Raw genomic sequence first — 23,033 nt, 5'->3', positions numbered from 1 at the left:
CGCGGAGGTGAACAGCCGCCGATCGCGCCGAACCGCCTCCGCGCTCGCGGCAGCCTAGTGGCCGACGGGCAGCGGAGCGTCCGACTCGGCCGGGCGTCGCACGAAGAAGGCGGCGATGATGGCCGCCGTCGCGATGGACGCACCCCAGACGAACGCGGAGTGGATGCCGCCTGCCGTCGCGACGACCTGGTCGGCGCCGTCACGGGCCAGTGCGGCCGACTGGATCGAGAGCACGGTGACGAACAGCGCAGTGCCGGCCGCGCCTCCGAGCTGCTGGACCGTGCCGATGATCGCGCTGCCGTGCGAGTAGAACCTGGGCCGGACGGAGCCGAGGCCCGCCGTGAACAGGGGAGTGAAGACGAACGCGAGGCCGAGGCTCAGCACCACGTGCAGCGCGAGGATGAACCACGAGGTCGAGTTCTCGTCGAGGGTGGTGAAGCCCCACAGTGCGGTGGCGACGACGATCGAGCCGGGCACGAGAAGCACCCGCGCGCCGAACCGGTCGAACGCGCGACCGACGAACGGCGCGAGGAGCCCCATCAGCAGCCCGCCCGGGAGCAGCAGCAGGCCCGTCTCGAGCGGGGTCAGCCCCAGCACGTTCTGCGTGTAGAGCGGCAGCAGGATGAGGGTGCCGAACAGCGCCGACATGCTGATCGCCATCATGACGATCACGATCGTGAAGTTGGCCGAGGTGAAGGTGCGCAGATCGAGCAGGGCGCGGTCGGTCTTCTGCAGCGAGAGCTGGCGCAGCACGAAGCCGAGCAGGCCGACGGCCGCGACGACGAACGGCACCCACGGGGCGACGATCGCGTCGCCGCCCTCGCTGAGGCTGCTGAGGCCGTAGACGAGGCCGCCGAAGCCGAAGACCGAGAGCACGATCGAGAGCGCGTCGATCGGGATCGAGCGGGGCTCGGTGACGTTCTCGACCTTGCGGAGCCCGAGCAGCAGCGCGCCGATCGCGATCGGCAGGACGATCCAGAACATCCAGCGCCAGCTGAGGAAGTTGAGGATGACGCCCGAGATGGTGGGCCCGACCGCGGGGGCGACCGAGATCACGATGGAGATGTTGCCCATCATCCGGCCCCGGATCGCCGGCGGGACGAGGGTCATCACGGTCGTCATCAGCAGCGGCATCATGATCGCCGTACCGCCGGCCTGCACCACGCGCGCGGCGAGCAGGACGGCGAAGCTCGGTGCGAGCGCCGCCGACAGCGTGCCGATGCTGAAGAGGGTCATCGCGGCGGTGAACAGCGTGCGCGTGCTCAGCCGCTGGATCAGGTAGCCCGTGATCGGGATGACGACCGCCATCGTCAGCATGAACGCCGTCGAGAGCCACTGGCCCACGTGCGCCTCGATGCCGAAGTCGGCCATGAGATCGGGCAGGGCCACGCTCATGATCGTCTCGTTGAGGATGACGACGAACGCCGAGACCAGCAGCAGGCTGATGACGAGGCGGCTCTTGGGGTCGAGGGCCGTCGACCGGTCGGGGGCGGCGGGCCGCGTGTCGGTGAGGGTGCGCTCGGTCACAGGTGAGTCTCCGGTCGTGGGGGGATCGTCGTGAGGGGGCGCATCGCCTGGCTGGACGTCGATGCGACGAGTGGTACGAGGCTCAGAACACTGCCGGGCACCTCCGACATTCCCGAACGGCCGACATCCGTCGAGCATCCGGCGTGTCGGGAGCCTCAGCCCGCGAGCACCGCCGCGAACGCGTCGGCCGCCGCCTCCGCCTCGGGGAGCGTCGACTCCGCGCCGAAGCTGAAGCGCACGGCCGTCTGCGCCATGACCGGCTCCAGCCCGAGCGCCAGCAGCACGGCCGACGGTTCGTCGCGACCCGCCGCGCACGCCGAGCCGCTGGACACGACGACCCCGCGCTCCTCCAGCGCCAGCAGGATCGACTCGCCGCTGCGCCCCGGTACGACGTAGGAGGCGATCGAGGGGAGGCGGTGCGCGGCCGATCCCGTCGGCACCGCCCGGGGCGCCAGCGCCGCCACCCGTGCCGCGAACGCGTCGCGGACCGCGGCGATCCTGGGTGCCCGCTCGGCGTCGACGAGCCGCACCGCTGCTCCGAGCGCGACCGCGAACGCGACGTTCTCGGTCCCCGACCGCCGCTCGCGCTCCTGCCCGCCGCCGTGCACGAGCGGTTCGAACGGCAGGCGGCTCCGCAGCATCAGCGCGCCGACCCCCTTCGGCGCACCGAGCTTGTGCCCCGAGATCGAGACGGCGTCGGCGCCGAACGCCGTCAGGTCGAGCCAGCCCGCCGCCTGCACCGCGTCGATGTGCAGCGGGATCCGGTGCTCCCGGCTGAGCGCGGCGACCGCGGGCACATCCTGCACCGTCCCGATCTCGTTGCTCGCCGCGACGATCGAGACCAGCGACGTGTCGGGCCGGAGGAGTGCCGCCAGAGCCGCGAGGTCGAGCCGCCCCGAGGCGTCGACCGGAGCGACCGACACTTCGAAGCCGTGCAGGCGGCGGAGGTGGTCGGCCGATTCGACCGCAGCCTCGTGCTCGATCGCCGAGATCACCAGGTGCCGCCCGCGCGGGGCGCCCAGCGCGATCCCCTTGATCGCTGTGTTGATCGACTCCGTGCCCCCCGACGTGAAGAGAGTCTCGGAGGCGCGCCCGCCCAGCAACGCGGCCACCCGCCCACGGGCGTCGTCCAGGGCCCGCGCCGCGGCGTCTCCGAGCGAGTGGCTGCTCGACGGATTGCCGTACTCGCTCGTCAGGAACGGCCACATCGCCTCGAGCACCTCGCGCCGCACGGGGGAGGAGGCCGCGTGGTCGAGGTAGATCACGCCGAGACGGCGATGTCGAGCCCGAGGTCGAGCGAGCGGACGCTGTGCGTCAGCGCGCCGACCGAGATCACGTCGACCCCCGCCTCGGCGATGGCGCGGACCGTCTCGAGGTTGACGCCTCCGCTCGCCTCGACCACGGCTCGGCCGCCGATGAGCGCGACGCCCTGTGCCAGCTGCTCGGGCGTGAAGTTGTCGAGCATGATCGTGTCGGCACCGCCCGCGATCGCCGCTTCGACCTGGTCGAGCCGGTCGACCTCGACCTCGATGTGCGTCGTGTGCGAGACCGTCGCGCGAGCGGAGCGCAGGGCGGTGGTGAGATCGATTCCGCGCTCCGCGAGGATCGCGAGGTGGTTGTCCTTGGCGAGGATCGCGTCCGAGAGCGAGAAGCGGTGGTTGTACCCGCCGCCGCTGAGCACCGCGTGCCGCTCGAGAGCCCGCAGCCCGGGCGTCGTCTTGCGGGTGTCGACGATCCGCGCACGCGTGCCCTCGACCGCGGCGACGTAGCGCGCGGTCAGGGTGGCGATGCCGCTCATCCGCTGCACCAGGTTGAGGGCGACGCGCTCGCCGCGCAGCACGCCGCCGGCCGGCCCGTCGATGCGGGCCAGCACGGCACCGGTGTCGAAGCGCGCGCCGTCCTCGGCGATGTCGGCGATGCGGATGCGCGAGTCGGCCTGCAGGAACGTGCCCAGGAGCACCGCACCGCCGCTGAAGACGCCGGGCTCGCGCGCGACGAGCTGCGCCGAGGCCGTCGCATCCGGAGGGATCAGCGTGTCCGAGGTGAGGTCGCCCCAGGGCGCGTCCTCCTCGAGGGCGAGGGTGACGAGGCGTTCGATGCTCTGACGGGTCAGCACGGGACGGCGACCTTTCTCGTGCCGGCGACGCGGTAGGCGGTCGCGGAGGTGTCGGGGTGGTCGGTGCGGTGGTGCGCGCCGCGCGATTCGGCGCGGGCGAGGGCCGCGTCGATCAGCGCGAGCCCGGCGGTGCGGAGGTTCGCGTTCTCGAGCGTCTCGAGCGTGAGAGTAGTGGGAGCGCCGGCGGAGAGCGCGTCGCGCGCCTCCTCGAGCCCGGCCGCGTCGCGGGAGAGCCCGGCGCCCGTCCACATCGCGGCCTGCAGGGCCGCGCGGTCGAGTGCGACCGGCACCACGGTCCGGGGCTCGCCGGCGACGGAGGCGGCGACGGCCGCCCGATCGAGCGCCGCGGCCGCGCGCCGGGCGAACACCGCGCCCTCGAGCAGGCTGTTCGACGCGAGGCGGTTCGCCCCGTGCACCCCCGTGCAGGCGACCTCGCCCACGGCGTACAGGCCCGGGAGGCTCGTCCGCCCGTCGAGGTCGGTCGCGATCCCGCCCATCCAGTAGTGCGCGGCGGGGGTCACGGGGATGAGGTCGTCGGCCAGCGAGAGCCCGCCTGCGCGGCACGCGGCCGAGATCGTCGGGAACCGGCGCGCGAGAACCTCAGCGGGGATCGCCCGCGCGTCGAGATGCACGGGCAGCCCGCCCTGGAGGCGCATCCGCTCGGCGATCGCGCGCGCCACGACATCCCGCGGAGCCAGCTCGGCGTCGGCGTGCACCGCCGTCATGAAGCGCTCGCCCGAGGCGTCACGCAGCACGGCGCCCTCGCCGCGCACCGCCTCCGAGACGAGGAACCCGCTCGCGAGCGCCGTGGGGTGGAACTGGTAGAACTCGAGGTCCGCCGTCTGCGCCCCCGCGCGGATCGCCGCAGCGAGTCCGTCCCCGGTCGCGACGGCCGGGTTGGTGGTGTGGCGGTAGAGCCGCCCCGCCCCGCCCGTGGCGAGGACCACGGCGTCCGCGTCGATGCGCTCGACCCGTCCGTCGCGCAGCAGGTCGACTCCGGTGACCGCATCGCCCGGCCGCACGAGGTCGACGAGCGCGGTGTGCTCCCGCACCGTGACACCGGAGGCGGCGCGCACCGCCGCGACGAGGGCAGCCTCGATCGCGGCGCCGGTCGCGTCGCCTCCGGCGTGCAGGACCCGCGGCCGCGAGTGCGCCGCCTCGAGCCCGCGAGCGAGCTCGTCGCCGTCGCGGTCGAAGCCGACGCCCCACTCCCGGAGGGCGGCGACGGCCGCCGGCCCCTCACCGCAGAGCACCTCGACGGCCGAGCGCGAGCAGAGCCCGGCTCCCGCAGCGAGGGTGTCCTGGATGTGCAGAGCGACGGAGTCGGCGGGGGAGGTGACCACCGCGATCCCGCCCTGCGCGTAGCGCGTGTTCGACTCCGCGAGCTCGCCCTTGCTCACAAGCACGACCTCGTGCCGGCGCGAGGCCAGCAGCGCGGTGACGAGTCCGGCGATGCCGCTGCCGACGACGACGACGCGAGACACGTCAGGCCGCCGCGACGGGGCCGGTGGGCGGCACGGCGGCGAGCATCCGCTCGAGGGCGACGCGCGCCTCGGCCTGCACGGAGTCGTCGACGCTGATGCGGTTGAGCACGCGACCCTCGACGAGACCCTCGAGCACCCAGGCGAGGTAGCCCGGGTGGATGCGGTACATCGTCGAGCAGGGGCAGACCACGTCGTCGAGGCAGAAGATCGTGTGCTCGGGGTACTGGGCCGCGAGGCGCTGCACGAGGTTGATCTCGGTGCCGATCGCGAAGGTGGTGCCGGCGGGCGCCGCCTCGATCGCCTTCACGATGTAGTCGGTCGAGCCGTACTCGTCGGCCGCGTCGACGACCGCCATCGGGCACTCCGGGTGCACGATCACGCGGACGCCCGGGTGCTCGAGGCGCGCCTTCTCGATCTGAGCGACCGTGAAGCGCTTGTGCACCGAGCAGAAGCCGTGCCAGAGGATGACCTGCGCGTCGAGCAGGGTCGCGGTGTCGGAGCCGCCCTGCGGCTTCCGCGGATTCCACATCGGCATCCGCTCGAGCGGCACGCCCATCGCCTTCGCCGTGTTGCGGCCGAGGTGCTGGTCGGGGAAGAAGAGGACCCGCTGCCCGCGCGCGAACGCGTCCTCGAGCACCGTGGCGGCGTTCGAGGAGGTGCAGACCACGCCGCCGTTGCGCCCGCAGAACGCCTTCAGAGCGGCGGAGGAGTTCATGTAGGTCACCGGGACGAGCGGCACGCGGCCGTCGGCGTCGGGCTCGGTGCCGTAGAGCTCGGTCAGCTCGGCCCAGGCGTCCTCGACGGAGTCGATGTCGGCCATGTCGGCCATCGAGCAGCCGGCGGCGAGGTTCGGGAGGATGACGGCCTGCTCCGGACGCGACAGGATGTCGGCCGTCTCGGCCATGAAGTGCACGCCGCAGAAGACGATCGCCTCGGCGTCGGGGCGGCCCTTCGCCGCCTTCGCCAGCTGGAACGAGTCGCCCACGAAGTCGGCGTACTGCACGACCTCGTCGCGCTGGTAGAAGTGCCCGAGCACGACGACGCGGTCGCCGAGGGTCTCCTTCGCCGCGAGGATGCGGCGGTGCAGCTCGTCGGCGCTCGCCGCGGTGTACTCGTCGGGCAGACGGCCCTGCACCGGCGCCTCGGCCGGGATCGGGTCGGCCTGGGAGGCGCCGGGGCCGTAGGCGGGGAAGCCGAGGTCGAACGACCAGGGTGCGTCGGCGAGCTCGGGGGCGCAGGTCGCGCCGGGGGCTCCCCGCTCGATGAGCTGGATGGTGCTGTCGACCGATGTCACGGTGTCTCCTCGGATGGTGCGGACTGACGGGGCGCTCAGACGGGGAGCGGACCGTTGTCGACGAGTGCCACTGACCCGTCGTAGCGGTAGAGCCGGGGCGGACGGTGACGGGTGCCCGTCAGGCGCTGCTCGGTCGGTACCACGGTCTTGGAGGCCTCGATCGTGCGGCGGAAGTTCGCCGGATCGAGGGGCTTCTGGAGCACGGCCTCGTGCACCTCGCGCAGCTGGGCGAGCGTGAACGTCTCGCCGAGGAAGGCGTGCGCGATGCGGGAGTACTCCATCTTGTTGCGGAGCCGCCAGAGCGCGTACTCGACGATCACGCCGTGATCGAAGGCGAGCTCGAGGGGCAGGTCGGTGCAGAGCCAGGTGACGTTCTCGCCGACGATCGCCTCGTCCGCCTCCGAGGTGCGCACGAGCGCCCAGTAGACGATCGAGACGACGCGGCGCTCGCCGGGGGAGCGGTCGGTGCCGCCGACGGCGTAGAGCTGCTCGAGGTAGCGGGGGCCGAGGCCGGTGGTCTCGCGGAGGGTGCGGCGGGCCGCCTCCGCCAGGTCCTCGTCGGGGCGCAGGGGTCCGCCGGGCAGAGCCCAGAGCCCCTCGAACGGCTCGCGGATCCGACGCACGACCGGGATCCACACCGTGCTCGCACCCGTCACGGGGTGCGGGCGCAGCGCGAAGATCACGGTCGACACCGCGAGCTGCGGCTGAGCGTCTGTCTCCACGGGGTGTCCCTACTAAAAGTCGTCGTGACCCTAACTGCTGGAATGAGCTTAGTGTCATCCGGACCCGAACACCAAACGCCGTGCGCCCGCGCCGCCGCCCCCGCTAGGCTGACCGCACAACCGAATACCGGGCCGCATACGCGACGCGGGAGAGCCGACTCCGGTCGGCACCGAAGGAGCAAGCCTCCCCGCCAATCTCTCAGGTCTTGTACCGCGTCGAACTGGCCACTCTGGAAAGCGATCCGATCCCGGGATCCGCCGATGGTGAAAGCGCTCAGTCCTCGCGGACGGCGCGAATCTCTCAGGCACCGCGACAGAGGGGGAGTTCCCACGGCACTGCTGTGCCTCGCACCATCGACCTGTGCGGGCGCGTGCGCAGCACTGCGACGAAATGGAGAACTCCCATGTCCCCAGAGAACCCCGAAGAAGCGACCGGCGCCCCTGAGACCGGCGGCATCGCGATCGACTCGCCCGACGCCACCGCGCCGAGCACCGAACCGCGCTACTCGCCCCTCCACGAGGTGCACGTCGCGGCCGGCGCGTCCTTCACCGACTTCGCCGGCTGGCAGATGCCGGTCCGCTACTCCGGCGATCTCGCCGAGCACCACGCCGTCCGCACCGCGGCCGGACTCTTCGACCTCTCGCACATGGGCGAGATCCTGGTCGTGGGCCCGGAGGCGGTGGACGCCCTCGACTACGCCCTCGCGAGCGATCTCTCCGCCGTCGCCGTGGGACGTGCCAAGTACACGCTCCTCCTCGACCGCACGGGAGGCGTGATCGACGACCTCGTCGTGTACCGCACCGGCGAGGACCGCTTCATGGTCGTCGCGAACGCCGCCAACCGCCACGTCGTCGCCGAGCAGCTCCGCGACCGCACCGCGATGTTCGAGTGCGAGCTCTTCGACGAGAGCGACGATGTCGCGCTGATCGCGCTGCAGGGGCCCCGCTCGCTCGAGATCCTGCAGAACGTGCAGGGCCTGGCGATCGAGACCGAGCGCGGAGCGGAGTCGGTGCTCGACACCGACGACGCCGCGCGGCTGCTCGAGGAGCTCCGCTACTACCGGGCCGTCCCCGGCACCTTCGAGGCGCACCCCATCCTGATCGCGCGCACCGGCTACACCGGCGAGGACGGCTTCGAGATCTACGTCGCGCCCGAGACCGCGCCGTCGCTCTGGCAGGCGCTCGCCGAGACGGGAGCGGGCGCAGGCCTTGTCCCCGCCGGCCTCGCCGCGCGCGACACCCTCCGGCTCGAGGCGGGCATGCCGCTCTACGGGCACGAGCTCTCGCGCGAGGTCTTCCCCGCGCAGGCCGGGCTCGGCCGCGTCGTCGCCCTCGGCAAGCCGATCGACTTCGTCGGACGCGCCGCGAGCGAGGAGGGACCCTCCGGCGAGGCCCCCGTGCTCGTCGGCCTGACCGGCGAGGGCCGCCGCGCCGCCCGAGCCGACTACAGCGTGTACGCCTCCGACGAGGCGACCGACCCGATCGGAGTCGTCACGAGCGGCGTGCTCTCGCCCACCCTCGGCGTCCCGATCGCGATGGCCTACGTCGCCCCGACCCAGGCTCAGCCCGGCACGACTCTCTCCGTCGACATCCGCGGCAGCCGCCTCCCGATGACCGTCACCGCCCTCCCCTTCTACTCGAGGAAGAAGATCTGACATGGCCGTTCCGTCCGAACTGCAGTACACCTCCGATCACGAGTGGATCCTCGTCGACGGGGACACCGCGACCGTGGGCATCACCGCCTACGCCGCCGACAAGCTGGGCGACGTCGTCTTCGTCGAGCTGCCTGACTCGGGCTCCCGCGTCGAGGGCGGCAGCGTCGTCGGAGAGATCGAGTCGACGAAGTCCGTCGGCGAGCTCTTCGCGCCCGTCGACGGCGAGGTCCTCGAGACCAACTCGGCCGTCGTCGACAGCCCCGAGCTGGTCAACTCCGACCCGTTCGGCGAGGGCTGGCTGATCAAGGTGCGCTTCGACGCGCTGCCCGACGGCCTCCTCGACGCCGCCGCCTACGACGCACTGGTCGGAGAGTAGATGTCGGCGCTCCGCACCCCGTCCGAGTTCGAGTCCCGCCACATCGGGACCGACGCCGACGCCCAGCGCACCATGCTCGCGGCGCTCGGCTACGACTCCGTCGACGCGCTGGTCACCGCCGCCGTCCCCGAGTCGATCCGGGTCCGCGACCTCGATCCCGTGCTGCCCGCCCCCGCGACCGAGACGGAGGCGCTCGCCGAGCTCCGCGCGCTCGCGTCGCGCAACACGGTGCGCCGCCCCCTGATCGGCCTCGGCTACCACGGCACGCACGTGCCCGCGGTGATCAAGCGCAACGTCCTCGAGAACCCGAGCTGGTACACGGCCTACACGCCCTACCAGCCCGAGATCTCGCAGGGCCGCCTCGAGGCGCTGATCAACTTCCAGACCATGGTCTCCGACCTCACCGGGCTCGACACCGCTGGCGCCTCGATGCTCGACGAGGGCACCGCCGTCGTCGAGGCGATGCTGCTGGCCCGCCGCGCCTCGAAGGCGCGCACCGACGTCTTCGTCGTCGACTCCGACGCCCTGCCGCAGACCCTCGCGCTGCTGCGCGGCCGGGCGGAGGCGGTCGGCATCCGCATCGTCGAGCTCCCGCTCTCCGAGACCCCGGCCGATCAGATCCCGGAGGCGTTCGGCGCACTCGTGCAGTACCCGGGCGCCTCAGGACAGCTGTGGGACCCGTCGGCCGTCCTCGCCGCCGTCAAGGACCACGGCGGTCTCGGGATCGTCGCCGCCGACCTCCTCGCGCTCACCCTCGTCCGCTCGCCGGGCGAGCTCGGCGCCGACGTCGCTGTCGGCACCTCGCAGCGCTTCGGCGTGCCGATGGGCTTCGGCGGACCGCACGCGGGCTACCTCGCCGTCCGCAAGGGACTCGAGCGCCAGCTCCCCGGCCGCCTGGTCGGCGTCAGCCAGGATGCGGCGGGCAACCCCGCCTACCGCCTCTCGCTGCAGGCGCGCGAGCAGCACATCCGCCGCGAGAAGGCGACCTCGAACATCTGCACCGCTCAGGTGCTCCTCGCCGTGATGGCGGCGATGTACGCGGTCTACCACGGCCCCGACGGGCTCGCCCGGATCGCGGAGCGCGTGCACACGCACGCCGCGCTGCTGGCACGCGTGCTGGTCGACGCCGGTCACTCCCTCCGCCACGACGCCTTCTTCGACACCGTCGCGGTCGTCGTGCCGCACGGCGCGGAGGCGGCCGTCGCCCGGGCCCGCGACGCCGGCTTCGACGTGCGCCTGGTCGACGCCGACACCGTCGCCGTCTCGATCGATGAGACCGTCACCGCCCAGGAGGTGATCGCCGTCGCCACCGCGATCGGCGACCTCGACCCCACCGCCGGCTTCCTCGGCGCAGCGGCCCGCCGCATTCCGGAGGCACTCGAGCGCGCGACGCCGTTCCTGGTGCACCCGGTCTTCAACACCCACCGCAGCGAGACCTCGATGATGCGCTACCTCAAGCGACTCGCCGACGCCGACTACGCGCTCGACCGCGGCATGATCCCGCTCGGCTCGTGCACCATGAAGCTCAACGCCGCCAGCGAGATGGAGGCCGTCAGCTGGCCCGAGTTCGCGAACCTGCACCCGTTCGCGCCCGAGTCCGACGTCGAGGGCTCGCTCGCCCTCATCGACCAGCTCGAGCGCTGGCTCGCGCACCTCACCGGCTACGACTCCGTCTCGCTGCAGCCCAACGCGGGATCGCAGGGCGAGCTGGCGGGCCTGCTCGCGATCCGCGGCTACCACCGCGCGAACGGCGACCTCGAGCGCACTGTCTGCCTCATCCCCTCGAGCGCGCACGGCACGAACGCCGCCAGCGCCGTGCTCGCCGGCATGAAGGTCGTCGTCGTCGCCTGCGACGAGCTCGGCAACGTCGACCTCGACGACCTGCGCGCCAAGATCGCCGAGCACGCGGCGGGCCTCGCCGCGCTGATGATCACCTACCCGTCGACGCACGGCGTCTACGAGCACGAGGTCGCCGAGATCTGCCGCCTCGTCCACGAGGCCGGCGGCCAGGTCTACGTCGACGGCGCGAATCTCAACGCCCTGCTCGGCTTCGCCCGCTTCGGCGACTTCGGCGGAGACGTCTCGCACCTCAACCTGCACAAGACGTTCTGCATCCCCCACGGCGGAGGCGGCCCCGGAGTCGGCCCCGTCGCCGCCAAGGCGCACCTGGCGCCGTTCCTGCCCGGGCACCCGCTCGCGCAGCGCCTCGAGCACGCCGTCGGCCAGGAGGGCGGGACCGTCGTTCACGGCGGCGCTCCCGTCTCGGCCGCCCCCTACGGCAGCCCCGGCATCCTCCCGATCTCGTGGGCGTACGCCCGCATGATGGGGGAGGAGGGTCTGCGCGCCGCCACCGGCGCGGCCGTCCTGTCGGCGAACTACGTGGCCGCGCGCCTCCGCGAGCACTACCCGGTGCTCTACACGGGCGACAACGGTCTCGTGGCGCACGAGTGCATCCTCGACATCCGCCCGCTCACCGCGGCCACCGGAGTCACCGTGGACGACGTCGCGAAGCGCCTCGTCGACTACGGCTTCCACGCGCCGACCATGAGCTTCCCCGTCGCCGGGACGCTGATGGTCGAGCCGACCGAGAGCGAGGACCTCGCCGAGATCGACCGCTTCATCGATGCGATGATCGGCATCAAGGCCGAGGCCGACCGCGTGGGCGCGGGGGAGTGGCCGGTCGACGACAACCCGCTCCGCGGCGCCCCGCACACCGCCGAGTGCCTCGTCGCCGAGGAGTGGACGCACCCGTACTCGCGCGAGGAGGCGGTCTACCCCGTCCGCTCCCTCGTCCGCGGCAAGTACTGGCCGCCCGTCCGCCGCGTCGACCAGGCCTACGGCGACCGCAACCTCGTCTGCGCCTGCCCTCCCATCGAGGCCTTCGCCTGATCCGAGGGCTCTGGCCCCGCACAACCAAGGCTGGACGGCCGATTTCGGGAGATTCTCGCGGATTCGGACCATCCAGCCTTCGTTGTGAGGCGGTTCGGCGCTCCTCCCGACGGGCCGGCGCTCGTCAGCTCTCCACCGTCTCCGGATCCTCCGTCCACAGCAGGTCCCAGCGGGGCATCCTCGCCGGATGGACCGCATCCTTCTCGCCCTCGCCGCTCGCGGCGGGGTCGCCTCCGCCCGTCAGCTCGCCTCCGCCGGGTGCACGCGGCACTTCCTGGAGCTGGCCGTGCGGGACGGCCTCGTGCTCCGCCTCCGCCGAGGCTGGTTCGCTCTGCCGTCCGTCTCGATCGACGAGCGACGGGCCGTCGCGGCGGGCGGAGTGCTCACCTGCGCCTCGGCGCTCGCCTCCCGGAAGGTGTGGGTCCTCGCAGAGCGGGAGCTGCACGTCGCCGTCGCGCCGAACGCCGTGCGATCGCCCGCGCGAGGTGTCCGCCTGCACTGGAGCGAGTGGCCGGGCTGCGGTCGGGAGTCGTCCTCGCGCGACGGGATCCGCGCGAGCATCCTGCATGCGGTCGAGTGCCTCCCCGAGGAGGAGGCCGTGATGGCTCTGGACTCGGTGGTCGACAAGGGCCTCCTGCCCTACGACGACCTGATCGGACTGAGCTCTCTCGCCTCCGCTGGGCGGCGGCGAGTCTTCGACTTGGTCGTGAGGGGCTGCCAGTCCGGCCTCGAGACGAGGATCCGTCTGGCGGGAATGCGTCTCCGGGCACGGGTTCGCGCACAGGTTCCGGTGGAGGGGGTCGGCTCGGTCGACAACGTGATCGGCGACTGCCTCGCGGTGGAGACGGACGGCCGGGCCTTCCACACCGGTTCGGTCCAGCTGGAGGAGGACTACCGCCGCACGCTCGCGTTGCAGGCGCGCGGCTTCGTCGTCGTCCGCCTGTCCTCCCGTCAAGTCCTGCACGAGTGGCCGGCCACCGAGGCGACCCTCGCCAGACTCGTCCGCCGCCGCGTGCACCTCTGGACTCCGGGTCAGCGGCAACGTCTGCACAACGAAGGCTGGGAGCCCGGAACCCTCAAGTATTCCGCGGGATCGGCGAACCAGCCTTAGTTGTGCGGCGCTCGCTCCGCCGACAGCTCACATCAGGGAGTCGGCGTCGGAGTCGCGGCCGGCGCCGCGAACAGCTCCGGCCACAGAGCGACCGCCAGCGGGTACCCGACGAACGACACGATGTCGATGATCGAGTGCGCGATCACGAGCGGCAGCGTCCGCCCGAAGCGCTGGTAGAACAGCCCGAACACGACGCCCATCACCACGTTGCCGATGAACGGCCCGATGCCCTGGTAGAGGTGGTAGCTGCCGCGCAGCAGCGCGCTCGCGAACAGGATCCGCCACCGGCCCCAGCCGAGGTCCTCCAGGCGCGCGAAGAGGTAGCCGACGACGATCACCTCCTCCTGGATCCCGGCGCGGATCGCCGACAGCACCAGCACGGGGACCGTCCACCAGAAGGTGTCGAGCGGCGAGGCGACGACCGCGACCGTGATCCCGAGCGCCCGGCCGAGGGCGTACAGCCCGATGCCCGGGGCGCCGATCGCGATCGCGAGGATCACGCCGGTCCCGAGGTCGAAGCCCGGGCGCCGCAGATCCAGACCGAGGCGGCCGAGCGGTCGCCCGACGCTCTGCCAGAGCAGGAAGGCGCACAGGGCGACCGGCACCAGGTCGAAGAACAGCGCGAGCAGCTGGTAGATCAGGTCGAACGTCGGGCGGTCGCTGAGCGAGCCGTTGATAGTCGTCGCCTGGTCGCCGAGCGCGACCGACCGGGTCAGCTTGTTGGTGATCGAGACGACGGAGTAGACGGCCGACGCGCCGAGCGAGAGCCCCAGGACCAGGAGGATCTCCACCCTGATCCGGCGCCGCGACGCGGTGTTCGCTGGAAGATCGTTGGACACCGTCCGAATCCTTTCGCAACTTCGATGACGTGCGTGAACATGCTCGTGCACGCAGGATTCGTGCGGCTCGACGCAAGGATTCCACCTCCCGGTTACCGCTGTGTAACGGTTCCCACATGCTTTTGCAGAGATAGCGAGTCAATACATAGTCTCGTCCAAGGCATTCGCGCGGTGGCCACCAGTCTCCCGTGCGCCGACGCCGTCGCCACGCGCACGGCCCTCTTCGCGTCAGGGAAACCACTTCTCGCGCGCCCTCACACCATCGGAGGAATAGTGAAAATCAGACGATTCGGCCTCGGGGCTCTGGCGCTCGTCGCCGCGAGCACCCTGGTCCTCGCCGGCTGCAGCAGCTCGGACGACAACGGCGGGGGTGACGCGGGAGGCGACTCCAGCGCGATCATCACCACCAACGGATCCGAGCCGCAGAACCCGCTCATCCCGACCAACACCAACGAGGTCGGCGGCGGGAAGATCCTCGACGAGATCTTCGCCGGACTCGTCTACTACGACGCCGAGGGTGCGCCGCAGAACGACGTGGCCGAGTCCATCGAGTCGGACGACGCGCAGAACTACACCATCACCATCAAGCCCGACCTCACCTTCACGAACGGCGACCCGGTCACGGCGAACTCGTTCGTCGACGCCTGGAACTACGGCGCGAAGCTCTCGAACGAGCAGCTGAACAGCTACTTCTTCGAGGACATCGAGGGCTTCAGCTACGACGAGGACAGCGAGCTCACCGGTCTGAAGGTCGTCGACGACACCACCTTCACCGTCGCGCTCAAGGAGCCGAAGTCGGACTTCCCGCTCCGCCTCGGCTACTCGGCCTACTACCCGCTGCCCGCCGCCGCGTTCGAGGACATGGACGCCTTCGGTCAGAACCCGATCGGCAACGGCCCGTACATGCTCGCGAGCGATGACGCGTGGCAGCACAACGTGCAGATCGACCTCGTCGTGAACCCCGACTACGCCGGTGGCCGCACGCCCGTCAACGGCGGACTCACCATCACGTTCTACGCGACGCAGGACGCGGCCTACTCCGACCTCCAGGGCGGCAACCTCGACGTGCTCGACGCCATCCCGGACTCGGCCTACGGCACCTACGAGAGCGACCTGGGCGACCGTGCGGTCAACCAGCCCGCCGCCGTCTTCCAGTCCTTCACCATCCCGGAGCGCCTCGCGCACTTCGGTGGCGAGGAGGGCCAGCTGCGCCGTCAGGCCATCTCGATGTCGATCGACCGCGCTCAGATCACCGACGTCATCTTCGAGGGCACCCGCACCCCCGCCTCCGACTTCACCTCCCCGGTGATCGACGGCTGGAGCGACTCCCTCGAGGGCGCCGAGGTGCTCGAGTTCAACGCCGACGAGGCGAAGGACCTGTGGGCCCAGGCCGACGCCATCAGCCCCTGGGAGGGCACCTTCAAGATCGCGTACAACGCCGACGGCGGCCACCAGGGCTGGGTCGACGCCGTGTCCAACTCGATCAAGAACACGCTCGGGATCGACGCGGAGGGCGAGGCCTACCCGACCTTCGCCGAGGCGCGCACCAAGATCACCGACCGCTCGATCGAGACCGCGTTCCGCACCGGATGGCAGGCCGACTACCCGGGTCTGTACAACTTCCTGGGCCCGCTGTACGCGACCAACGCCTCCTCGAACGACGGAGACTACTCGAGCGCCGAGTTCGACCAGCTGCTCGGCGAGGGCGCTGTCGACACCGACCTCGACTCGGCGAACGAGAAGTTCCAGCAGGCGCAGGAGGTCCTCCTGAAGGACCTCCCGGCGATCCCGCTGTGGTACTCCAACGTGACCGGCGGATACGGCGAGACCGTGTCGAACGTGCAGTTCGGCTGGAACTCGGTGCCGCTCTACTACGAGATCACCAAGAACTAAGCTGCTAGAACTGGGGCGCTTCGCCCGCGTGGCCGACCACCGTCGGCCCGCGGGCGGAGCGCCCTGTTTCGGTCCGAATCGAATGAGGTCTCCCACCATGCGACACCGGAATCGGCGGGGCTGAGATGCTCGCCTACATCGTCCGACGCATCCTGCAAGCCGTCCCCGTGCTGATCGGCACGACGTTCCTCATCTACTTCATGGTCTTCGCCATGCCGGGGAACCCCCTGCTCTCGCTGTTCGGCGACAAGACGCCGAACCCCGCGCTCCTCGCACGGCTCGAGGAGCAGTACCACCTGAACGACCCCTTCATCGTGCAGTACCTCTACTACCTCGGCGGCGTCGTCCGCGGTGACTTCGGCATCTCGTTCTCGGGGCAGTCGGTCAACGACATCCTGGCCCGCACGTTCCCGGTCACCCTCACGCTCGCCATGATGGCGATCATCATCGAGATCGTCATCGCTCTCACCGTGGGTCTCATCAGCGGCCTCCGGAAGGGCTCGTTCTTCGACGCGAGCGCCCTGGTGGTCAGCCTCCTCCTGGTCTCCGTGCCGATCTTCGTGCTGTGCTTCATCGCGCAGACCTTCTTCGCGGTCCAGCTCGGCTGGTTCCCACCGACGGTGGGCGGCCAGGCGACCTTCGAGCGGCTGCTGCTGCCCGCGATCGTGCTGGCGCTGTTCGTGGTCGCGTCCGCGATCCGCCTCACCCGCGGCTCGGTCATCGAGACGGCCGGCTCCGACTTCGTCCGCACCGCCTACGGCAAGGGGCTCTCGCGCCGTCGCGTCGTCCCGGTCCACATCCTGCGCAACTCGCTGATCCCCGTCACGACCCAGTTCGGCGCCGACTTCGGCCTGCTGATCGTGGGTGCGACGGTGACGGAGGGCATCTTCAACGTTCCCGGAGTCGGGAACACGCTCTACCAGGCGATCATCCGAGGAGAGCGGCCGACCGTCGTCTCCTTCGTCACGGTGATGGTGCTGTTCTACCTCGTGGTGAACATCCTCGTCGACCTGCTCTACGCCGTACTCGACCCGAGGATCCGCTATGCCAAATGAGACGCCCGGCGCCGCGCGCCGCATCGATCACTTCGTCGCTCCTCTCGAAGAGACCCCGATCGCCTCGATCGACGCCGTCTCGCTCGACGAGAAGCCCAGCAACCTCTGGACCGACGCCTGGCAGGACCTCCGCAAGCGCCCGATGTTCTGGATCTCGGGGGTGCTGATCGTCGTGATCATCGCGGTGGCCCTGCTGCCGAACCTGTTCACCTCGGCCGACCCGCGCGCCTGCGACCTCGGCCGCAGCCTCGACGGACCCGGCAACGGCAGCGTGCTCGGCTTCACGAAGCAGGGCTGCGACATCTACGCGCGGATCATCTTCGGGACCTCGACGTCGCTGTCCGTCGGCCTCATCGTCATCGCGATCACGACGATCACGGGAGTCATCGGAGGCGCCCTCGCCGGCTTCTTCGGCGGCTGGGTCGACACCGTGATCATGCGTGCCGGCGACATCTTCTTCTCGATCCCCTACATCCTCGCCGCGGTCGTCATCATGTCGGTCTTCTCGGCGTACCGGAACGTGTTCGTGATCGCCCTGGCGATCGGCGCGTTCGCGTGGCCCACCACGGCGCGCGTGCTCCGCTCCGAGGTGCTCCGGGTCAAGCAGTCCGACTTCGTCGGCGCTGCGACGGCGACGGGCCTCTCGCGGATGGCGATCCTGTTCCGTCACGTGATGCCCAACTCCATCGCCCCCGTGATCGTCGTCACGACGATCTCGCTCGGCGCGGCCATCACGGCGGAGGCGACCCTGTCGTTCCTCGGCGTCGGCCTCCCCGGTGCGGTGATGTCGTGGGGCAACGACATCAGCCAGGCGCAGCGCGACCTGCGGACCGACCCGCAGACGCTGATCTACCCGTCCGCCGCGCTGACCATCACAGTGCTGAGCTTCATCCTCATGGGTGAGGCCCTGCGCGACGCGCTCGACCCGAAGGCGAGGGCCCTCCGATGACGACGACGAACACCCCCACCCCGACCGGCCCGCTCCTCGAGGTCCGCGACCTCGAGGTCGGCTTCCAGACCGGCAGCGGTCTCGTGCAGGCCCTGCGCGGTGTCAGCCTCACGATCGAGCACGGCCAGACCGTCGCCATCGTGGGCGAGTCCGGCTCGGGCAAGTCGACGACCGCCGCGGCGATCATCGGCCTGCTGCCCGGCAGCGGCAAGGTCACCGGCGGCTCCGTGCTGTTCGACGGCAAGGATCTCGCCAAGGCGACGCGCACCGAGCTCGAGGACCTCCGCGGTCGTCGGATCGGGTACGTCCCGCAGGACCCGATGTCGAACCTGAACCCGGTCTGGTCGATCGGCTTCCAGGTCGAGGAGACGATCAAGGCCAACGGCCTCGCCACCGGTCGCAAGGAGATCCGCGCGAAGGCGATCGAGGTGCTGCAGAACGCCGGCCTGGCCGACGCCGAGAAGCGCCTCAAGCAGTTCCCGCACCAGTTCTCCGGAGGCATGCGCCAGCGCGTGCTCATCGGCATCGGCCTGGCCGCCGCGCCGCAGCTGCTCATCGCCGACGAGCCCACCTCGGCGCTCGACGTCACGGTGCAGCGCCGGATCCTCGACCACCTCGAGACCCTGACCAAGACCGACGGCACGGCGCTGCTCTTCATCACGCACGACCTCGGCCTCGCCGCCGAGCGCGCCGAGAAGCTCATCGTCATGTACAAGGGCCGCATCGTCGAGTCGGGCGCCTCGGTCGAGGTGCTGCAGAACCCGCAGCACCCCTACACGCAGCGCCTGATCGCGGCGGCGCCGAGCCTCGCCTCGCGCCGCATCCAGTCGACCGCGGGTGCGGCGACGGAGGCGGTGCCCGGCGAGTCCGCCGACGTCCGAGAGGTCGACCTGGTCCGCGCCGCGGGCGTGCACACCGGCGCTCCCGTGGCCGCGTCGAAGCCGATGATCGAGGTCGAGAACCTCACCAAGGTCTTCAAGATCCGCCGAGGCGGACTGAAGGCCGAGGACTTCACGGCCGTCGACGAGGTGTCGTTCTCGATCCCCAAGGGCACCACCACGGCGCTCGTGGGGGAGTCGGGCTCGGGCAAGTCGACCATCGCGCGCCTCGTGCTCGGCCTCGAGACCGCGACGAGCGGAGCGATCTCGATCGACGGACGCCGCACCGAGAAGCTGCGCGGCAAGGAGATGCTGGCCCTCCGGCGCTCGATGCAGCCGGTCTTCCAGGACCCGTACGGCTCCCTCGACCCGCTGTACAACATCGGCAACACCATCTCGGAGCCGCTGAAGGTGCACGGCGTGGGAGACCGCACCTCGCAGCGCGAGCGCGTGTTCGAGCTGCTCGACCAGGTGTCGCTGCCGCGCGTCATCGCCGGCCGCTACCCGAACGAGCTCTCGGGCGGACAGCGCCAGCGCGTCGCCATCGCGCGGGCGCTCGCGCTCAAGCCCGAGATCGTCGTGCTCGACGAGGCGGTCTCGGCGCTGGACGTCCTCGTCCAGGCGCAGATCCTCCGCCTCCTGGCCGATCTGCAGGCCGAGCTCGGTCTGACCTACCTGTTCATCACGCACGACCTCGCCGTGGTCCGCGTGATCGCGGACGACGTCTGCGTGATGCAGTCGGGGAGGATCGTCGAGCACGCGTCGACCGACACCGTGTTCGACTCGCCGCAGAAGGAGTACACCCGCGAGCTGCTCGCCGCCATCCCGGGCGCCGGGATCGAGTTCGCGGTCTGATCCGCCCGATCGAGGGCCCCGTCCCGTGCCGTCCACCCCGTGTTCATCGGGGCGGGCGGCCGGGATCGGGGCCCTCCGTCGTGCCGCCGCGCGCCTGCGCTACGATTGAGGGTCCCCCTTTATGCACGAGAACACGAGACGAGTCCGTTAATGGCAAGTGCCACCCGCTCCGACCTGCGCAACGTCGCGATCGTCGCCCACGTCGACCATGGCAAGACCACGCTGGTCGACGCCATGCTCAAGCAGACGAACTCCTTCGACGCGCACGCCCACGTGGACGAGCGCGCGATGGACTCGAACGAGCTCGAGCGCGAGAAGGGCATCACGATCCTCGCGAAGAACACCGCTGTCTCGTACAGCGGCAAGCACGCGACCGACGGCCCCATCACGATCAACGTGATCGACACCCCCGGCCACGCCGACTTCGGTGGAGAGGTCGAGCGCGGCCTGTCCATGGTCGACGGCGTCTGCCTCCTCGTCGACGCCTCGGAGGGCCCCCTCCCGCAGACCCGCTTCGTGCTCCGCAAGGCGCTCGAGGCGAAGCTGCCCGTCATCCTGCTCGTCAACAAGACCGACCGCCCCGATGCGCGCATCGACGAGGTCGTCGCCGAGAGCCAGGACCTCCTGCTCGGCCTCGCCTCCGACATGGCGGACGACGTCCCCGACCTCGACCTCGACGCGATCCTCGACGTCCCCGTCGTCTACGCCTCGGGCAAGGCCGGCCGCGCCTCCTCGAACAAGCCCGAGAACGGCACCCTGCCCGATGCCGAGGATCTCGAGCCGCTCTTCGAGGCGATCCTCAAGCACATCCCCGCGCCGACCTACGAGGACGACGCGCCCCTCCAGGCGCACGTCACCAACCTCGACGCGTCGCCGTTCCTCGGCCGTCTCGCCCTCCTCCGCGTCTTCAACGGCACGATCAAGAAGGGCCAGACCGTCGCCTGGGTGCACCACGACGGCTCGCACACCAACGCGCGCATCACCGAGCTGCTGATCACGAAGGCGCTCGACCGCTACCCGGCCGAGTCCGCCGGCCCCGGCGACATCGTCGCGATCGCGGGCTTCCCCGAGATCACGATCGGCGAGACCATCGCCGACCCCGAGGACATCCGCCCCCTGCCGGCCATCACGGTCGACGACCCGGCGATCTCGATGACGATCGGCACCAACACCTCGCCGCTCGTCGGCAAGGTCAAGGGCCACAAGCTCACCGCGCGCATGGTCAAGGACCGCCTCGATCGCGAGCTGATCGGAAACGTGTCGCTCAAGGTCCTCGACATCGGCCGCCCCGACTCGTGGGAGGTCCAGGGCCGTGGCGAGCTCGCGCTGGCGATCCTGGTCGAGCAGATGCGCCGCGAGGGCTTCGAGCTCACGGTCGGCAAGCCCCAGGTGGTCACCCGCCAGGTCGACGGCAAGGTGCACGAGCCCTTCGAGCACCTCACCATCGACGCTCCGGAGGAGTACCTCGGCGCGATCACGCAGCTCCTCGCCGCCCGCAAGGGACGCATGGAGAACATGGCGAACCACGGCACCGGCTGGGTGCGCATGGAGTTCATCGTCCCGTCGCGCGGCCTGATCGGCTTCCGCACCGAGTTTCTCACCACCACCCGCGGCACCGGCATCGCGAACGCGATCCTGCACGGCTACGAGCCGTGGGCGGGCGCCATCGTCACCCGCAACAACGGCTCGATCGTCGCCGACCGCACCGGCGTCGTGACTCCGTTCGCCATCATCGCGCTCCAGGAGCGGATGACCTTCTTCGTGAACCCCACCGAGGAGGTCTACGAGGGCATGGTCATCGGCGAGAACTCGCGCAACGACGACATGGACGTGAACATCACCAAGGAGAAGAAGCTGACCAACATGCGTCAGTCCACCTCCGACACCTTCGAGTCGATGACGCCGTCGCGTCAGCTGACCCTTGAGGAGTGCCTCGAGTTCGCCCGCGAGGACGAGTGCGTCGAGGTCACCCCCGAGATCGTGCGCATCCGCAAGGTCGAGCTCGACGCGAACGCTCGCGCCCGCGCGACGAGCCGCCTCAAGAAGCAGAACTGATCCCCGCGGAAGGCCGGCCGGACTCCCTCCGGCCGGCCTTCCGCATGTCCGCGGTCAGCCGTGCGGCGACGGCATCCCTCGTCACCCTCCCGTCGGTCGACGCCCGCTGCCCCCCATGTGGGTCCAGCCCGCAGCCCCCGAACGGCGCCTCCCCATGCTGGTCGAGTAGCCCCGTAGGGGCGTATCGAGACCCACCAGCGTCAGCAGGTCAGGCCTCAGCCCTTGTCTTCTGACGGACGTGGATCTCGATACGCCCGCTGCGCGGGCTACTCGATCAGCGAGAAGGGGGGCGACACCTCCCGCCGGAGCCGGCCCTCCGCTCCGCTCACCCCGCCGGAATCGGCCCGCCGCTCCGCTCACCCCGCCGGAGCCGGTGTCGGCGTCCCCGTCTCCGTCGCCCCCGACGACTCCGCCTCGAGCGTCGAGCTGATGAACGACACGAACGCGTCGGCGTCGTCCGGCGCTCCCGTGTACTGCTGCCCGTCGACGAGCACGGTCGGAGTCGAGACCAGCTTCTCGAGCGACGAGTTCGCCAGGGGCTGCGTGGTCGCCCGCTCGGTCGCCGCGGCGACCCACGGCCGGAACTCACCGCTCGTGATGCAGGCGAGCACGTCCTCGTCGGTGACGCCCGCATCGGTGACCAGCGTCCGGATCGCGTCGTCGTCGAGCCCGGTAGTCCCCTCCGCGGGCTGCTGGGCGAACAGCGCCTTGTGCACCGCCAGGAACCGGTCGGGGTCCTCGTCCGCGACGCACGCCGCGGCGTTGGCCGCCCGGCTCGAGTACTGCGACCCCGCCGACGAGGAGTCGAGGATCGCGATCGGATGGATCTCGAGGGTGATCGCGCCCTGCGTCAGCCACGACTCCAGATTCGCCGTGTTGGTCGACTCGAACTGCCCGCAGTAGGGGCAGAGGTAGTCGACGTAGAGGTCGACGGTCACCACGCCGCCGGCGCGCACGGTGTCCTCGTCGGTCGCGACCGGCTCCGCGCCGGCCTCGATCGGCGCCGTCGTGACGGCGGTGACGGTCGAGTCGGAGCCCGACAGCACGATGCCGTCGCTGAGCATGTTCGCCGGACCGATGCTCGCCACTGCCTGCTGCGACCACACGTTCCAGGCGACGAGGGCGACGACCGCGAGCACTCCGAGCGCCGCACCGCTCTGCCCGAGGATGCGGTTGCGCCGTCGGCGTCGCCGCTCGGCCTCGCGCCGCTCCCTCGCCTCCTCGCGCGCCAGCTCCTGCCGCTCGCGCTTGGTCAGCCCGCTCTTCGCACCGTGTCCAGACATCGGCCCGACGCTAGGCAGCCGATCTCTGCGGAGGATAAGAGCGACCGGCACA

At 70.8% G+C, this 23,033-nt stretch carries 17 protein-coding genes and 2 riboswitches; of the genes, 9 read left to right on the top strand and 8 right to left on the bottom strand.

All coding sequences use genetic code 11. The annotated features are described in order from the left end of the window. Nucleotides 1–54: 54 nt before the first annotated feature. From GRS92_RS11580 to GRS92_RS11555, 6 genes are all read right to left on the bottom strand, one after another. Nucleotides 55–1,527, bottom strand: coding sequence for a DHA2 family efflux MFS transporter permease subunit (locus tag GRS92_RS11580; RefSeq protein WP_235021972.1), 1,473 nt, complete (start codon nucleotides 1,525–1,527; stop codon nucleotides 55–57). Between the two features lie 155 nt (nucleotides 1,528–1,682). Then, nucleotides 1,683–2,792 carry a cysteine desulfurase family protein gene (locus GRS92_RS11575; RefSeq protein WP_159856455.1) on the bottom strand — a complete coding sequence of 370 codons (1,110 nt, stop codon included), beginning with the start codon at nucleotides 2,790–2,792 and terminating at the stop codon, nucleotides 1,683–1,685. Next, nucleotides 2,789–3,643, bottom strand: a complete 855-nt coding sequence (gene nadC / locus GRS92_RS11570; RefSeq protein WP_159856453.1) for a carboxylating nicotinate-nucleotide diphosphorylase — start codon at nucleotides 3,641–3,643, stop codon at nucleotides 2,789–2,791. The genes GRS92_RS11575 and nadC overlap by 4 nt, the downstream gene beginning before the upstream one ends. Continuing rightward, nucleotides 3,637–5,127 carry an L-aspartate oxidase gene (gene nadB / locus GRS92_RS11565; protein WP_159856451.1) on the bottom strand — a complete coding sequence of 497 codons (1,491 nt, stop codon included), beginning with the start codon at nucleotides 5,125–5,127 and terminating at the stop codon, nucleotides 3,637–3,639. Before nadB ends, nadC begins: the two co-directional genes overlap by 7 nt. Nucleotide 5,128: 1 nt before the next feature. Further along, nucleotides 5,129–6,421 (bottom strand): quinolinate synthase NadA, encoded by a 1,293-nt coding sequence (gene nadA, locus GRS92_RS11560; protein WP_159856449.1) that lies wholly within the window; start codon nucleotides 6,419–6,421, stop codon nucleotides 5,129–5,131. A gap of 35 nt (nucleotides 6,422–6,456) precedes the next feature. After that, nucleotides 6,457–7,143, bottom strand: a complete 687-nt coding sequence (locus tag GRS92_RS11555) for an NUDIX hydrolase (RefSeq protein ID WP_159856447.1) — start codon at nucleotides 7,141–7,143, stop codon at nucleotides 6,457–6,459. Nucleotides 7,144–7,279: 136 nt separating this feature from the next. Then, nucleotides 7,280–7,367: riboswitch (glycine riboswitch) on the top strand. A 1-nt stretch (nucleotide 7,368) separates the two neighbouring features. After that, nucleotides 7,369–7,467: riboswitch (glycine riboswitch) on the top strand. Nucleotides 7,468–7,547: 80 nt separating this feature from the next. Between GRS92_RS11555 and gcvT the strand changes: the two genes are divergently transcribed. The 4 genes from gcvT (at nucleotide 7,548) to GRS92_RS11535 (ending at nucleotide 13,174) form a co-directional block, all read left to right on the top strand. Then, complete coding sequence (gene gcvT, locus GRS92_RS11550; protein ID WP_159856445.1) at nucleotides 7,548–8,798, top strand: glycine cleavage system aminomethyltransferase GcvT; 1,251 nt, start codon at nucleotides 7,548–7,550, stop codon at nucleotides 8,796–8,798. A gap of 1 nt (nucleotide 8,799) precedes the next feature. Beyond that, on the top strand, nucleotides 8,800–9,174 hold the full coding sequence (gcvH, locus tag GRS92_RS11545) for a glycine cleavage system protein GcvH (protein WP_159856443.1): 375 nt from the start codon (nucleotides 8,800–8,802) through the stop codon (nucleotides 9,172–9,174). Continuing rightward, nucleotides 9,175–12,063 carry an aminomethyl-transferring glycine dehydrogenase gene (gcvP, locus tag GRS92_RS11540; protein WP_159856441.1) on the top strand — a complete coding sequence of 963 codons (2,889 nt, stop codon included), beginning with the start codon at nucleotides 9,175–9,177 and terminating at the stop codon, nucleotides 12,061–12,063. Between the two features lie 187 nt (nucleotides 12,064–12,250). Continuing rightward, complete coding sequence (locus tag GRS92_RS11535; RefSeq protein WP_159856439.1) at nucleotides 12,251–13,174, top strand: endonuclease domain-containing protein; 924 nt, start codon at nucleotides 12,251–12,253, stop codon at nucleotides 13,172–13,174. A gap of 32 nt (nucleotides 13,175–13,206) precedes the next feature. Here the strand turns inward: GRS92_RS11535 and GRS92_RS11530 are convergent, their stop codons facing one another. After that, nucleotides 13,207–14,013: a CPBP family intramembrane glutamic endopeptidase gene (locus GRS92_RS11530; protein ID WP_235021971.1), complete on the bottom strand. Its 807-nt coding sequence runs from the start codon at nucleotides 14,011–14,013 to the stop codon at nucleotides 13,207–13,209. A gap of 273 nt (nucleotides 14,014–14,286) precedes the next feature. On the opposite strand from GRS92_RS11530, the gene GRS92_RS11525 reads away from it, so the two are divergent. The 5 genes from GRS92_RS11525 to typA all read left to right on the top strand — a co-directional run bounded on the left by GRS92_RS11525 (nucleotide 14,287) and on the right by typA (nucleotide 21,698). Next, on the top strand, nucleotides 14,287–15,906 hold the full coding sequence (locus GRS92_RS11525; protein WP_235021970.1) for a peptide ABC transporter substrate-binding protein: 1,620 nt from the start codon (nucleotides 14,287–14,289) through the stop codon (nucleotides 15,904–15,906). A 125-nt stretch (nucleotides 15,907–16,031) separates the two neighbouring features. Continuing rightward, complete coding sequence (locus GRS92_RS11520) at nucleotides 16,032–16,961, top strand: ABC transporter permease (protein WP_159856437.1); 930 nt, start codon at nucleotides 16,032–16,034, stop codon at nucleotides 16,959–16,961. After that, nucleotides 16,951–17,910, top strand: coding sequence for an ABC transporter permease (locus GRS92_RS11515; protein WP_159856435.1), 960 nt, complete (start codon nucleotides 16,951–16,953; stop codon nucleotides 17,908–17,910). The genes GRS92_RS11520 and GRS92_RS11515 overlap by 11 nt, the downstream gene beginning before the upstream one ends. Beyond that, nucleotides 17,907–19,643, top strand: coding sequence for a dipeptide ABC transporter ATP-binding protein (locus GRS92_RS11510; RefSeq protein ID WP_159856433.1), 1,737 nt, complete (start codon nucleotides 17,907–17,909; stop codon nucleotides 19,641–19,643). The genes GRS92_RS11515 and GRS92_RS11510 overlap by 4 nt, the downstream gene beginning before the upstream one ends. A gap of 150 nt (nucleotides 19,644–19,793) precedes the next feature. Further along, on the top strand, nucleotides 19,794–21,698 hold the full coding sequence (typA, locus tag GRS92_RS11505) for a translational GTPase TypA (RefSeq protein ID WP_159856431.1): 1,905 nt from the start codon (nucleotides 19,794–19,796) through the stop codon (nucleotides 21,696–21,698). A gap of 356 nt (nucleotides 21,699–22,054) precedes the next feature. Here the strand turns inward: typA and GRS92_RS11500 are convergent, their stop codons facing one another. Further along, the gene (locus GRS92_RS11500; RefSeq protein ID WP_159856429.1) at nucleotides 22,055–22,981 is read right to left on the bottom strand and encodes a DsbA family protein; all 927 of its coding nucleotides are present in this window, start codon (nucleotides 22,979–22,981) and stop codon (nucleotides 22,055–22,057) included. Nucleotides 22,982–23,033 lie beyond the last annotated feature (52 nt).

The sequence above is a fragment of the Rathayibacter sp. VKM Ac-2754 genome (assembly GCF_009807095.1).
GTDB lineage: Bacteria > Actinomycetota > Actinomycetes > Actinomycetales > Microbacteriaceae > Rathayibacter.
The sequence above is the reverse complement of the archived record's forward strand: the minus strand, read 5'-3'. Positions and strand labels throughout refer to the sequence as shown.